General features: G+C 44.8%; 14 protein-coding genes. 10 read left to right on the forward strand and 4 right to left on the reverse strand.

Features of this window, described 5'->3' with window-relative positions; translation table 11 throughout:
- Window positions 1-80: 80 nt before the first annotated feature.
- Both WFI24_RS00155 and WFI24_RS00160 read right to left on the reverse strand, forming a co-directional pair.
- Window positions 81-1,682, reverse strand: a complete 1,602-nt coding sequence (locus WFI24_RS00155) for a hypothetical protein (protein ID WP_336757844.1) — start codon at window positions 1,680-1,682, stop codon at window positions 81-83.
- A gap of 186 nt (window positions 1,683-1,868) precedes the next feature.
- A complete protein-coding gene (locus WFI24_RS00160; protein WP_336757845.1) occupies window positions 1,869-2,879 on the reverse strand; it encodes an alpha/beta fold hydrolase in 1,011 nt (336 codons plus the stop codon).
- 125 nt (window positions 2,880-3,004) lie between these two features.
- Here WFI24_RS00160 and WFI24_RS00165 point away from each other — a divergent pair, with 125 nt between their 5' ends.
- Together WFI24_RS00165 and WFI24_RS00170 are read left to right on the forward strand one after the other, a co-directional pair.
- Complete coding sequence (locus tag WFI24_RS00165; RefSeq protein ID WP_336757847.1) at window positions 3,005-3,889, forward strand: LysR family transcriptional regulator; 885 nt, start codon at window positions 3,005-3,007, stop codon at window positions 3,887-3,889.
- Window positions 3,890-4,000: 111 nt separating this feature from the next.
- Entirely contained in the window at window positions 4,001-4,465 is a 465-nt protein-coding gene (locus WFI24_RS00170) for an NUDIX domain-containing protein (protein ID WP_336757850.1), read from the forward strand.
- 162 nt (window positions 4,466-4,627) lie between these two features.
- Here WFI24_RS00170 and WFI24_RS00175 read toward each other — a convergent pair whose 3' ends face one another.
- Entirely contained in the window at window positions 4,628-4,975 is a 348-nt protein-coding gene (locus WFI24_RS00175) for a winged helix-turn-helix transcriptional regulator (RefSeq protein WP_336757852.1), read from the reverse strand.
- 134 nt (window positions 4,976-5,109) lie between these two features.
- Between WFI24_RS00175 and WFI24_RS00180 the strand changes: the two genes are divergently transcribed.
- The 6 genes from WFI24_RS00180 to WFI24_RS00205 all read left to right on the forward strand — a co-directional run bounded on the left by WFI24_RS00180 (window position 5,110) and on the right by WFI24_RS00205 (window position 10,099).
- Window positions 5,110-6,036, forward strand: coding sequence for a DsbA family oxidoreductase (locus tag WFI24_RS00180; protein WP_336757854.1), 927 nt, complete (start codon window positions 5,110-5,112; stop codon window positions 6,034-6,036).
- A gap of 265 nt (window positions 6,037-6,301) precedes the next feature.
- Window positions 6,302-7,093, forward strand: coding sequence for a helix-turn-helix domain-containing protein (locus WFI24_RS00185; protein WP_336758740.1), 792 nt, complete (start codon window positions 6,302-6,304; stop codon window positions 7,091-7,093).
- Window positions 7,090-7,737 carry a GNAT family N-acetyltransferase gene (locus tag WFI24_RS00190; protein WP_336757856.1) on the forward strand — a complete coding sequence of 216 codons (648 nt, stop codon included), beginning with the start codon at window positions 7,090-7,092 and terminating at the stop codon, window positions 7,735-7,737. The genes WFI24_RS00185 and WFI24_RS00190 overlap by 4 nt, the downstream gene beginning before the upstream one ends.
- Complete coding sequence (locus tag WFI24_RS00195; protein ID WP_336757858.1) at window positions 7,724-8,743, forward strand: alpha/beta hydrolase family protein; 1,020 nt, start codon at window positions 7,724-7,726, stop codon at window positions 8,741-8,743. The genes WFI24_RS00190 and WFI24_RS00195 overlap by 14 nt, the downstream gene beginning before the upstream one ends.
- 73 nt (window positions 8,744-8,816) lie before the next feature.
- A complete protein-coding gene (locus WFI24_RS00200) occupies window positions 8,817-9,380 on the forward strand; it encodes a GNAT family N-acetyltransferase (RefSeq protein ID WP_336757859.1) in 564 nt (187 codons plus the stop codon).
- Between the two features lie 137 nt (window positions 9,381-9,517).
- Entirely contained in the window at window positions 9,518-10,099 is a 582-nt protein-coding gene (locus WFI24_RS00205) for a hypothetical protein (RefSeq protein WP_336757861.1), read from the forward strand.
- A gap of 554 nt (window positions 10,100-10,653) precedes the next feature.
- On the opposite strand, the gene arfA is transcribed toward WFI24_RS00205, so the two are convergent.
- Window positions 10,654-12,162 (reverse strand): arabinosylfuranosidase ArfA, encoded by a 1,509-nt coding sequence (arfA, locus tag WFI24_RS00210; protein ID WP_336757863.1) that lies wholly within the window; start codon window positions 12,160-12,162, stop codon window positions 10,654-10,656.
- A 208-nt stretch (window positions 12,163-12,370) separates the two neighbouring features.
- Here arfA and WFI24_RS00215 point away from each other — a divergent pair, with 208 nt between their 5' ends.
- Entirely contained in the window at window positions 12,371-13,303 is a 933-nt protein-coding gene (locus WFI24_RS00215; protein ID WP_336757864.1) for an ArsR/SmtB family transcription factor, read from the forward strand.
- A 232-nt stretch (window positions 13,304-13,535) separates the two neighbouring features.
- Window positions 13,536-14,384, forward strand: a complete 849-nt coding sequence (gene licT / locus WFI24_RS00220; protein WP_336757865.1) for a BglG family transcription antiterminator LicT — start codon at window positions 13,536-13,538, stop codon at window positions 14,382-14,384.
- Window positions 14,385-14,430: the final 46 nt, after the last annotated feature.

A 14,430-nucleotide genomic window follows, 5' to 3' on the forward strand; every position in this document is an offset into this window, starting at 1 on the left:
TCCGTTCTTGACGAGATCAAGTTGTAACCGCTACCAACAAGAGATGAGAACATCCCCACCCCTTATTGGCAACTGTCTTATTATTTTCCGTATGCGTCATTGACTGCCTGGGTTGCGTCATCGCCTCCGGCTGCTCGCCAATTCTGGACAATCACATCGAAATAATCGATACTTTCGCTACCCATAATGATCTTGGTGAAGCCTTCGGTGAGGATATCATCCAAGGTTGTTCCATAGCTCGACAGAATCTCTGGCGTAACACCCCATAAGGCTGTCTTCGTATAGTTCTCGCTGTCGAGTACTTTTTTGGCCAGACCATAAGCATTTTTTGGAGCACCTTGTTGCAAATAATCACCGACCGCTCCTGGTGTTGCATTCTCCATGAATTCAACACTGTTGTTATACTTTTGCCACATTCCCGAAGTCGTGAGTCCACTGGTATCCTTGGATTCAAGGGCTGCTGACACAGCTTCGAATTGCTCGTAATCCGAATTTGGATTAAGTACACGGAACGCACCGACAACATGGGCAATATCGTTATCCAGCAAGGCAGATAGCGTTTCTGGAGATTCCTTGCCATTGCCTTCATCCACGATATAAGCATAGTCGTTCAAAATCTTGATCACTTCTTCAGGGCTCTTGAATCCCTTTTTCATGACGATATAATTGTTGTTGGCGAAGAAAATGGATTGTTTTGCTTCCTTTCCATCGACGGTAGGGATGATATAAGGGTAGAAGATGGCGTCCTTACCCAGATTGGATACCGTATCGACACCCGGATTATAACCCCACCATTGGTAATAAGGCTGCATTCCCACTTTGCCTGCGACGATATCCGCGTTCATCGCGTTGAAATCCTTGATTGCAAATTCAGGATCAATGATGCCCCGTTTGTACCATTCTGACCACTCAGCCAGCGCATTCTTCATCTCAGGCTGGACGGAGCCGTACACGAGTTGTCCACTGTTATCCTCGATCCACATATCCGGGTGCGCATTCCATGCAATGGCGAGCAAGTTCAGGTAATCCAATGATTGATCTACGGCTATACCATAACCGCCGTGCTTATCCATGAATTTCAGTGCGATATTCTTGATGTCTTCCACAGATTTTGGATCTTGGAGCCCCAATTCTTCTTTCCAGTCGTTCCGAATCCAGATGAAGTCTGGTTGTTCAATTAATCCCCAGTGCATCTGCGGTATCCCGTACAGCTTGCCATCCTTTTTTCCAGACTCGTAACTATCTGCATCCGCTTCCATATAACCTTTAAGGCGATCGGAAGCGTGTTGATCAAAAACCTCGGAAAGATCCATGACCATATCGGCTTCGACCAACTGCCTCAGTTGCGAGGGATTAACCCTGAAGACGTCAGGTAGATCGTTCGATGCGATAGCCAAATTCAGTTTTGTATCATACTCATCGCTGACCCAGTCTGTTTTGACATCAATATTGAACTTCTCTTTGTAGCGCTTAATCCACACATTGTTTGTGATATCATCACCCTTCGGATACTTGGCAGAAGAATATTCCGACGTCACGGTGTGGATGGTTGTCGTTCCAGCCTCGTTGGAATCCGGGTCCGTAGTAGCATCTTTCTCCGTGTTGCTTCCATTGCTACAGGCTGCGAGTAATAAGGTTGACATGCATAAAGACAAGACTAAAGTTTTCGTTTTCTTGTTCATTTCTTTTCCCCCTTATCAGTCATATTTCAATAACGCTTTCTTGAAAATATTCTAAACGAGAAAGGGGAAAGGGGATATAAAGGTTATTGACGAGAATCCGTATGTTTTTTTACTTTCGAGTTGTAGCGGAGAAAAGATTCACGAGTTCAGTGCACTTTTTTTACCTTTTACTCATTCTTTTTTTACTCATGTCTCCAAAAATCGCTTGAGATGACGATCGATAACAAGTGAGTCCGCTTCGTTGGCTCCGATCCCAAAGCAGTGTCCCCACTTGGACTCTATAGGTTGAAAAACAGCATTCGGCATGTGCTGAACATCATACGCACTGTCCTCTGGCGTGAAGAACAAGTCACTTGACCCTGGCATAACGAGTGCAGGAGAGGTGATCTTGCTTAGCGCCTGTTCGAAGCTACGTTCATCTACGGGATTATCGCTAATGTCTCCATGTATTCCTGTACGAAGCATGGTAATCAAGTCGTTAGCATCGAAGGGAAGGAATACCTGATCCCAGTAATCTTCTACATAAGATTTCAAGGAGTCGTAACCCTCAGATTGATACATTTTCTCCAAATAGTACGCCTGCGAGAACCCCCATGGAGCATAAGCTCTACCCATCGCTGCGAGACCAGCAACCGGTGGGCGCTCATATCTTCCGTTTTTAAAATTTGAATCTGCCGTTAACGCCGCGATCATGGCTTCGAATACCAGTTGTGTATGCGGTCTGCTCTTTGCAGTTCCTCCAAAGGGCGCAATCCGTTCAACCATCTCGGGATAACTTGTTCCCCATTGAAAAACCTGCATGGCTCCCAGAGACCAGCCCACAACGAGTCTGATTTTGGTGATACCGAACTTTTGAGTGAGCAGTTGATGTTGAAAACGTACATTGTCATACATGGAGATGAGAGGGAAGTTTTCCTTATCATATGGGGCAGGGGTATTGCTGGGAGAGGACGATAATCCGTTACCCAACATATTGGGCACGATGATAAAATACCGACTGGGATCCAGTGCCTTGCCCGCTCCAATTAACCACTCATTATCTGTGTGAAGCCCAGCAAACCACGTTGGAACGACAATAACATTGTCCTTTGCGGCATTTAAGGTTCCATAGGTCTTGTAAGCAATAAAAGCTTGAGGCAGCAGTTGCCCCGATTGAAGTAATGTGTCTCCAAGGTTATATGTATCATAATCGTTCATGGATAGATTCTCCTTTAAAATAAAGTAATAACTTGATTTCACTCTACAATAGGCATATCATCAATTCAACGAAACGTTATCGAACGTATCATTCATTTATTTTGAACAGAGGAGGTGCCTGATTCATGGAGATACGCCAACTAAAAACCTTTTGGACACTTGCTTCGACCTGCAGCTTTCATCAAACTGCTGAATTATTGAGTTATGTACCGTCTACCATAACGATGCAAATCAAATCCCTGGAAGAAGAGCTTGGCGTGAAATTGTTGGATCGTTTAGGCAAAAAGGTCGTATTAACGGATGCAGGCCATCAATTTTTGCCGTATGCCACTAAAATCTTAAACGATGTAGAGGAAGCAAAATGTATATCTAGTCAGGACGGAGAATTGGCGGGGACGGTTGTAATCGGAGCAGATGAAGTTCTATGTGCATATCTTCTTCCAGCCTTGTTCAAACGCTTCCGAGCGGACTATCCTGGTGTGCGGTTATTGTTCCGCCCCTTGTCTGGCCAAGAGCTTAAATCCAGTCTGAGAGAAGGACATGCCGATGTCGTTTTTGTATTGGATGAGCCTATTGCTTCCAAAGACCTTCATTCAGAGTTTTTAAAGGATGAGACCTTTCAAATGGTGGTTTCTCCCGATCATATGTTAGCATCGCGTTCCGCGTTGGTCATTGATGACTTCCACAAACAGCATTTTTTACTGACCGAAAAGAACTGTTCGTATCGTACTCATTTTGACCAATCCATAATGAAGAAAGGTGCAGATGCTCTGACAGAGCTGGAGTTTCATAGTGTAGAAGCCATTAAACAATGTGTTGTGGCTGGTCTGGGGATCGCTTTATTACCTGAAATGGCTTTGAAGAAAGAGTTGAGCGAAGGGGAAGTGATTGCTCTGCCGTGGGATTTATCAGATGTGTCCTTTTCTGCGCAAATGCTCTGGCATCGGGAAAAATGGATCTCTCCGTCCATAGCTGCTTTCATGGAGGTTGCCAAGAGTGAGTTAATTTGATTGTTCAGAATTTGTTTAGACGCATATGTTAAAATATTCTTCATGTAAATCGTGAAGTTAAACGGAATTAACCTTCAACAACTTGAGACAGATATATATGGGGGATTAGCAATGGAGAGAAAGATTAGAAATTCTGCAAAAGCATTGATCATTAAAGACGGAAAAATGCTTGCAATGAAGCAGGATGATAATGATGAAGTCATTTACATCCTGCCTGGTGGGAGCCAGAATGCAGGTGAAACGCTGACGGATGCTGTGAAGCGTGAAGTTGCGGAAGAAATCGGAATAGATGTAGAACCGTTATCACTGGAATTTGTCATTGAAGGTGTATACGGTGAAGCTCTTCATCGTGTAGATTTTGTTTTTTTGTGCGAGTACATAGGTTTAATAGAGCATGACAATTCTATTCTGCCAATGGACGAAAACGAGATAGAATATGAGTGGCTCGAAATTAATAAGTTGAACCAACTGCCATTATTTCCTTCAAAATTACGAAAGCAGATTGTTAGATTGGTTGAGGGAGAAAAAACGGTTATGTATTTAGGAAATGAAGAAGATGACGACCTGAATAGTTAGATGTGTACACATCGTAAACAAGCGACCGTCTTGTATTTATAAATGAAAGGCTATTTCAAAGGACGTGATAGTCCAGTGAAATAGCCTTTTTGCCGTTGAACAAAGTGTGCAGAGCGATTCAAAAATGAACATCTATGCTAAGGGGTTACATTAGGCCAGGTGTTATATTTCTTGTTCCTTCACGCCTGCTGTCATATTTTTCTGACCCCACAGTACCACGGATTCAATTAAGGGAACCAATTCCTTGCCCGATTCTGTGAGCGAATACTCCACTCTCGGTGGCACCTCGTTATATTGCTCCCGATGCACGATGCCGTAATGAATCAAATCCTTCAAACAGTTCGTTAGCATCGTTCCGGTAATGCCAGGCAGTCTTCTTTTTAATTCATTGTAACGTATACAGTCATTTTCACTGAGGATTGCCAGGATCGGAAGATTCCACTTGCCTCCAATGACCTGAAATGCATAAGTCGCTGGACATAACTGATCGAAATTAAACTCGTATTTCACTTGATACCCTCCAATAGTATACTTTTTGATACTAAGTCAGAAAAAGAATCGTACTTGTTCAGAAGATTGTAGACATTATAATCAAACTAACACAAGAAAATCAATTCATAAGACAATATAAAGGCGGGATAAACGTGAGTAACGAATCTATGATGTGTGATCTGGAAACAGGCGTATGTGGTGTGAATGAGGAAGAGGCGATGCAAGAAATCAATCTGAATCACGTTGAGAAAAGGATAACTCTTTATTACGCAACAGATCCGATCTGCTCTCACTGCTGGGCGCTTGAGCCTGTGCTTCATCGGTTTGTTGAGGAATACGGCCATTATTTTACGCTGCAAGTCAAAATGGGTGGGCTACTGGCTAACTGGAATGGTTTTTCAGATGGCGCTAACGGGATTCAGAAACCTTCGGACGTTGCAGAGCATTGTAAGGAAGTGGGTGAGCATTCACGCATGCCCATCGACGGTTCCTTATGGCACGATAATCCAATACTCTCTTCTTATCCGCCATCTCGCGTATTTAAGGTCATTCAGAGTACACACCCTGGGAAAGAACATGACTTTTTAAGACGTGCGCGTGAAGCCGTGTTTGCATTTAATCGAAATATTGGAGAAGATGATGTGCTAACGGATATCGTCAATCAACTGGGCTTGAATGGAAAAGAAGTGGTTGAGGCGGCTGCCCAGCAATCTGCACAAGAGTTATTAGAGGAAGACTTTGAGCGTGTCGCTAGTTTGGGAGTTAGAGGTTTCCCATCAATAGTCATTGTGAATGAAGAGAACCAAGGGTTGAAAATTGTCGGAGCGCGTTCTCTTGAAACATATGTGCAAGCACTTCAGCAGGTGCTTGGTGGTGATCTGAAACCCAAACCGATAACCTCGTTGGAGCAGAAAATCGATAAGGGACACCTTCTTTTTTCTAGAGAAATGGAGGTTATGTACAATCTCGAAAAGACTGATATTGAATCATATGTGAAATCTGAATTGGCAGAGCACACATATCGTATGGGTCATATTTTGAATGAGATGTATATAGAGATGAGCCTCGATCCGGTGTGATTGTAAATATTGCAGGCTAGATGGAGTGAATCTAACGGGCAGGTCACATATGTGGCTTGCCCGTTTTGTGTATCATTGAGTAATAAATAAGTGGTGTTCTTTCCATCGCTAGATACTGGCTCATCATGAGATTTCTGGCAGGTCAGCGATATGACTTGCTTTTTTTGTACATCTGCGAAAAAAATGATTTGAATTGAAAACGAGGCTTGACCTTGGGTTGGACCTAAGGTTTATGCTATGTACAGGAAGAACAGCGAAGGTGGAGATGACAGTGAATGCTGAAATTACAATTAGCGAATTGGCCAAGCTGATGCACGTATCGGTACATCAAATTCGTTATTTTGAGGAAAAGGGAGTGTTGCATCCGGCTTACACAGGTGATAATCAGTACCGAATGTATGGCATGGATGAAGTGTACAGGCTTGCCCATATTTTATTGCTGCGTAAGATGGGGCTGTCCGTTCAAGTGATCAAAGAATGTCTTACACGTCTGACTCCCGAAGAGATCACACCACTCTTTCATCAGGCACTGACCGATACCGAAGCCGAGATTAAGAAACTTCAGGAGACCAAGCATTTTATGGAGAAGTTATTGGAGGAAAAAGCACATCTTGCCGATCCGATGGAGGCAGCATATAACATCATTCAGTGCGAAGCCACGCCGCTATCGCTATGGTTTGAGATGGAGGCTACTGCCACGCTGAATGCGCAGACACTTGTACAGCACAAAGGCAAGATCACCAATCTGTTTGAAGCAGATCTCCATTATGTCTACGATTCGTCCGGCATCGTAGGCATGTACACTCCCACTCAGAAAGGAATGCATCATCTGATGCTGCCAGCGGGTACGTATCTGTCCTGTCATCTTTTTGTGGAAAATGAAGAACAACTGGCTGCTCACATTCAGCATTTTTATGCTAACGCCGAAGAGGTGGGATATGTCTGTCAGGGGCCACTACTCATGGTGGAAAAATCGTATTTATCGTTGTTCACACCCGACAAGCTTCATTATGAATTACTGTCACAGATCATAACAGAACAGGAGGTTGCCTTATGACACATCTCGTTCAGATTGAGCGCATCCAGCCTGATCGTTACAAAATAGCCAGCGAACTAATGGCTTATGGATTTGGACATAAATTCCAGAGATCCACTGCAATGTCCTTGTCAGATCTGGCTACAGCCTTTGAGCAGATGCTGCATCATGTTCCCCAAGGTACTGGGAATCTGCGCGTGGTCGCACGAGAAGACGATGTCATTGTGGGCACGATGTCGTTGAAGTGGAAGCTAGGCTCTCATGAACAGATCTCTGGAAAGGTGAGAGGTTCCCAGGTGTGGGACGCTTGCAATCACATCGGCGCTTGGAGACGCCTTCTGATGTTAACGGGGATTCATTTGCTGAAACACGAACCTGTGACGCAGGAATGTTATATCGAGGATATCGTTGTGCACCCACAACATCAGAGCAAGGGAATCGGCAGACAATTACTCGCCTGGGCGCAGCAATACATGCTGCAATCCCGGCAGATGTCGTATCTCAGTCTGCATGTGGCAAGTCACAACCTGAAAGCCATTCAGATGTACGAACGTCTGCAGTTTCACACACAAAACAGTACAAAAAGCTGGATGACCGGCATGCTTCTCGGTGAACAACAATGGAATTATATGACCCGCAAAGGAGACGATCATGCTTCAACGTAAAAGAATTTGGATTTCACTACTCGTCTTCATTTTATTAATTGTTGGTACAGGAACGTACATTGTCGTGCAACAGGACTACAGTATGGTCGAACAACACATCGAAATTCAAACCCCACAAGGCAAACTGACAGGTACACTGTCTCTGCCTGAGAACGAATCAGGCAAGCTGGGACTCGTGCTTTTCATCCATGGTGATGGTCCGATTGATTCGACACATAGTGATGGATATAAGCCATTGTGGGAGCGCCTTGCTTCCATAGGATACGCTTCGTTGTCGCTGGACAAACGCGGCATAGGTGGTTCCGAAGGCAACTGGCTGAATCAAAGCATCGATGATCGGATAGTTGAAGCCGAGCAGGCTATCGCTTGGGCGAAAGAGCAACCGATGATTGATAGTTCCAAAATTGGTGTATGGGGAGCAAGTCAGGCGGGGTGGGTCATTCCCAAGCTTGCAGGCAAGGAAAATCTCGCATTTAGTATTCTCGTTTCTCCAGCGGTCAATTGGCTGAGACAGGGGGAATACAACACAAGGAGTCAAATGGCCAAGGATGGATTTTCGGGGGCTGAGATACAAGCACAGGTGGATTACGATAACAAAATCAATGATGTGTTGAAACGTCATGGTTCTTATGAGGAATACATTAGGCTTGCACGTCAAGGTGAGGAGCAGATGAACAAGGATCGTTGGAACTTTGTGAGTAAAAACTTCACAGTGGATGCAACGGAGGATTTGCACAATTTCAAAACACCAGTCCTGCTATTGCTTGGAGAAGATGACGTCAATGTCGATATCAAGGATACCGAGCGTGCATATCGTCAGGAAGTCAAGCCGTCGTATTTGCTTCACGAGAAGATTTTCCAAAACACAGAGCATTCGATGCTTCCTGCATCCATTGCAGGCTCGGAATGGAGAATGGGGCTGAGATTCCTGTTTGCTCCAAGAAGTATTACCACCGCTGAGTATATGGACGAGATTGAACAATTTCTGACCAAATTGGCGTTATAAAGAGAACAGGTTGAGCACCGATTTTATATCGATTCGTATTAGAAGGTATAATAAAGTTCTGGAGGTGAACGAGATGCTGGAATTAGAGTTTACTACTATAGAGGAGTGGGATGAAGCAATGTGGGCACGGATGGAGCGGATCTATCATGAGGCCTTTCAAAGCGGTGCGAAGACAAAAGTGATTCTGCGCAGTATGCTGGACCGAGGGGTTGGTTATTTACACACGGGCGTGCATCAGGGAAAAGTGGTTGCGATGGCTGTTACTGGACTAGAGGGGAAGGCTGTGGACCGCATTCTGATCATTGACTACCTCGCAGTTGATCAGAAGCTGCGCGGGTTGGGCATAGGAACCTGGATGCTGGAGCAGCTCAGAGCCTGGGCGTTAAGGGAACATGAGATCAGAGGGATCCTTATCGAGGCGGAGTCCGGGACAACGGGGGCTCATCAGGAACGCATTCAGTTCTGGCAAAGCAACGGGTTCATCCTGACCTCCTATGTCCATCAATATAGAATGGTGCCAGAACCATATCAGGCAATGATGCTGCCATTGGATAGAAGTACGCATGTGCCTGACGATGGTGAGGCACTGTTTCGTTATATCAATGCTTTTCACAAGGTTGCTTACCGGAAGAGTTAGACCCCTCAAACGATTTTACTTTATCCAATAAAGCGCTGGTCATTTTTCAATTTCGGCACACGGATGTACTATCGCACAGGCAAGTCGTCCACCCATTGCGTAGACTGAAGTAGATCAAGTCAAGTGAGGTGAATTCCATGGCTAAAACCAATGAAATACACGTCCGGGTGAAACGGCTCAAGGATCGCCCAGTCTGCGTGACTCTTCATAATGGCGAAACGTACGTCGGGTACATCTCTGGCGTTAACAGCGAAGGCGTAGTGCTTACCGGGGGCGGAAAGCTTACTCAGGCTGCAATCACAGCAACCTCATCTGAAGGCAGTGCTCGCAAAACCAAACCTAAAGCAGGGGTGAAGAGAAAAACAGCCTCCTCTCGGAACCGTAAACGGGTGAACAGTACTTGTAAGTCGCAGGTGCGATCCCGGTCGATGTCTCGTTCAACGTCTCGGCCAGCTCAGGTATCCTCTTTCATGCCTATGCTAGGCTCGTTGTTAGGTGGCTTCGGCGGAGCTGGTGGTGCAGGCTCAATTGGAGGTATGTTAGGCGGTGGTATGCGGTTGTTTGGCATGATCCAGCGGTTTACACCTGTGGTCAAAATGGGGTATGGCATGATTAAGCAGATTCAGCCATTTATGGGGGCAGTTCAAGGGCTGATGACTCCAGCAAGCCAGGCAGCTCAGGCTGAAACCGAAGGTGAAGAGGAAGCACAACAAGGATAATACTTGAAATGAAAATCGTGAAATAGAATACAACCTTCTTTTCATTTGGGAAGGAAGTATTGCTAGTATGTTGGGTGATCTGATTTCTTTCTGATCTGGTCTGTTCCTTATCTTCTCCGCTAGATGCTTAATTGCAAGCTGCTCTCCGTAAGCCAAACGGAGGGTGGCTTATTTGCTTATGCTGTATATGAGGTTCGAACCAGCTCAATATAGTATGCTTGCTCAGCGCTAACGAACTTCAGAAACCTTATTCGGGTCAATATCAAGCCGTTAAAATTCTAACGAACAAGACATACCCTATTTGCTGCAAAATGTAGGTGAAAAGGGGCTGATTCTGCATCATAACTTCTCCTGTGTTCGTTAAATTCCTTCGTTGCGAGGAATGAAAACTGAGGTTTCAAATACTCGTCTAACATCTAAATTTGATACCATGTAGTTCGACCGACCATTGTCATACAGCAAAAAGCACCGCGCGCTGGGAGCTGCACGCGGTGCGAAAAGCATTGCTGTTGTTGCAGAGTGGAAACCGATTCTATTCCGCTGTTATTAAGCCTTTAAGCCTGTTTGGTTTTCAGACGAATGACGTTCCATGATGCTTTGTTCAAGACTGCTTGCACTTTACCTTGATCAACCGTTGTATATCCGCCGTTGTGAGGAACAACGTTACGTGGGTTTTCTTTGGTATTGGTGGCTTTCAAGTCGTTGTTCTCCAATACGATATGTTCCACAAATGTCGTTTCTCCGAAGGAGCGCAGATCCACATTCAGTTCCAACTTCTCATCCAGATGTCTGTTCACCGCAAAGATCGTGATCGTGCCGTTTTCTTCATCATGCACACTGATTGCTTCGAGATAAGGCACATCTGTAAAGTCTTTGGAATCATATTTAGGTGAAGTTGTGATGGATCGCAACACCGTACCACGACCGAAGTTGGATGCATGCATGAACGGGAAATAGGTCGTCTGGAACCAGATCGCTCCGTTATTTTCCGTCATGATTGGTGCAATGGTGTTAATCAACTGAGCAAGGCAAGCCATTTTTACACGGTCGGCGTGTTTAAGTATGGTAATCAGATAACAACCCACAGCTAGTGCATCTTCATGTGTATACACATCTTCAAACTCTGGAGGCGCAATCTGCCAACGTTCTTCCATACGGCTTGTGCCGATGGATTTCCAGACATTCCATTCATCCAGAGACAGCATTAATTTCTTTTTGCTGCGTTTCTTGGCTTGTACAAAATCACAGATTGAAGCCACACTATCAATAAATTGATCCAGATCCAGCGATGTCGCCAGGAAGTCATACGTGTTCTCTTTATTGTTGTTGTAATACTGATGCAGGGATAAGTAGTCCACATTTTCATAGGTGAGATCCAGCACGGTTGCTTCCCAATCTGCAAATGTACTCATGTCACGGCTGGAACTGCCGCAAGCCACAAGCTCGATATCCGGGTCTACCCATTTCATCGCTTTAGCCGTCTCATTGGCAATACGCCCATATTCATATGCAGTCATTGCACCAATCTGCCAAGGGCCGTCCATTTCGTTGCCTAGACACCAGGTTTTGAATTTATGCGGGTCCTTGTAACCGTGAGAGATACGCAGATCACTCCAGTATGTGCCAGATGGGTGGTTGCAGTATTCGATCAGGTTTCTGGCCGCATCAATACCGCGAGTACCCAGATTTACAGCCATCATCACTTCGGTTCCAACGAGTTTGGCCCAATCTGCAAATTCGTTTGTTCCAACTGCATTCGTTTCAATCGTCCACCAAGCGAGTTCAAGTCTGCGTTTGCGCTCCGCTACCGGGCCCACACCGTCTTCCCAGTTGTAACCGGATACGAAATTGCCACCAGGGTAACGAACGACGGGTACGTTCAAAGCTTTAATCGCTTCAATGGCATCCTGACGGAACCCTTGAGCATCTGCAGTAGGATGACCTGGATCATAAATACCGCCGTATACGGCCCGTCCCAGATGTTCTATAAATGAACCATAGACACGCGGATCTACTTCAGCAATCTGAAAGTCTTTATCGATAAGCATTTTGGATGTAAGCATGGTAAGTACCTCCATTGGATGAATTCATATTCTTGAAAGAAGTAACAGCGATATTGAATTCGCTTAAAAGCAAAATCAATTCATTGATTTGTTATCTAATATGTATCATAATGCTTATATATTGAGCAAGTTCATTTTGATGAGTTCGCTAAATAACGAATTCTGAGATTGAAATAGATCGATTTTACTCAAAAAGGAAGTGAACATCATGATGCTTGGGACAGATGCAGCTTCATTGCTAATTTACGAGGCACTGGGAAGTGAAGCCCGTTTAAACATTGTGCGCCTGCTGCTACAAAACAGAGAAATGCATATCAATGCGCTTGCCCAAGAGCTTTTTCTGAGCAAAGCTATTGTAAGTACACATGTCAGCAAGCTGCAAAAAGCCGGAATTGTCGGCAGCCGAATGAAACGGGAGAACGGCGGAACCTATAAGTACTGTTTTATCGTACGAGAGTTCATGACTATTAACCTGTCACCAGAACCTGTTGACGCTCCTTACCATGAAATATCCATACCGGTAGGTCAATATACAGATTACGAAGCATCGCCGACCTGCGGGATTGCGACAACTACGCAGATGATTGGACAGTACGACACACCTGCCTGCTTTATGGACCCGGATCGGGTGAACGCGGGAATCCTTTGGATGGCACGAGGTTTTCTTGAATATAAGATTCCCAATTATCTGAATAAAGAACAGCATCTTCGGGAGATTGAAATTTCCCTTGAACTAAGCTCGGAAGCGCCAAAGGTGAACGAAAACTGGCCGTCTGATATTCGCTTTACCCTTAACGGCAATGACCTCGGGATTTGGACAAGCCCTGGCGATTTCGGGGATCGGAAAGGTAAACATACACCACTATGGTGGAAATTGGACGTCAACCAGTATGGTGTATTGAAAATGCTGCGTATTAACGGGGAAGGCACGTTTATGGATGGTCAGCGCATCTCGGACGTGCGTGTTCAAGACCTGAATCTTGGTGCATCCACCTATTGGACCTTTGGATTGAAGCCAGAAGAGGGAGTAGCTGGCCGAGGCGGACTTACCCTGTTTGGCAAAGGTTTTGGCAACTATGATCAGGATATTCTGATTCGATACTATTATGATGCTCGGGAAAACAAGACTCCAGATGAATAGGTTATTCGTTTTGATGTCAGTTTATAGAGGGAAAGTTCCACGATGAACCACCTGCAGAACAATTCCAGAGTAATGGTATTGACAACGATTACATAGCTGATATAATATACAGCTATATAAGGAGTGTCACTGATTCGATCAGGCACCACCAAAGTCTGGATTCCACAAGTTTGTTTATTACTTGTGAATTGGACATTGGTGGTGCTTTTTGCATACTGGGGGTGATTGCATCATGAGGTTTAAAAAATCGTTAAATAACAACATCGCACTGGCGGAAGACGCCGAAGGCTACGAAGTCATTGTCATCGGAACGGGTGTTGGCTTCAAAAAAGTAAAGGGACAGCCGATTGAGCAGAGCCAGATCCAGAAAATGTTCCGAATTGGCTCGAATGATAAATATCAGCGAGTTGAACAATTTCTCAGTGATATCCCACTGCAAGTCATCGATATTACGGATCAGATTATTGAAGAAGGCAAGACGATAATCGGAAAAAAGCTGAATGACTCGATCCTGTTAACACTTGCGGACCATATTCATTTTGCGCTGGATCGTTTCAAAAAAGGCGTGGATGTGCAAAATCCGCTTCATTGGGACATTCGCCATCTATATCCTGCCGAATACCGTGCCGGAGAATGGGCAGTTCGAAAAATCAATGATGCTTTTCAAGTCTCATTGCCATCTGGTGAATCAAGCTCTATTGCCCTTCATTTCGTGAACTCACAATTCGACTCGGGCAGTATGAACCAAACGATTAAAATTACACAGATGATTAATGACATTTTAGGTATCATGACAGAACATTTTGGAATGGCACTGAATCAGGAATCTGCTGATTTTTCCAGGTTCATCACCCATCTGAGATACTTTATTGTTCGTCAGTTGAACCGGGAAGTGCTCTCGTTTAAAGATCAGCAATTTCTATATGATGTATTGTCGGAGCGATATCCTGTCAGTTTCCAATGCGCACTCAAAATAAAGGAGGCGATGGAGCAGCAACGCGGATTCGTGATTACTCCCGATGAGATGGTATATCTCATGATCCACATCGAGAGAGTGACATCCCGTACCGCTACGGATTGATCTCCATACAACCTGTTTGAAGTTATACCATCATCAATATGAATTG

The organism is Paenibacillus sp. USHLN196 (assembly GCF_037144955.1).
GTDB classification, from domain to species: Bacteria; Bacillota; Bacilli; order Paenibacillales; family Paenibacillaceae; genus Paenibacillus; species Paenibacillus xylanexedens_C.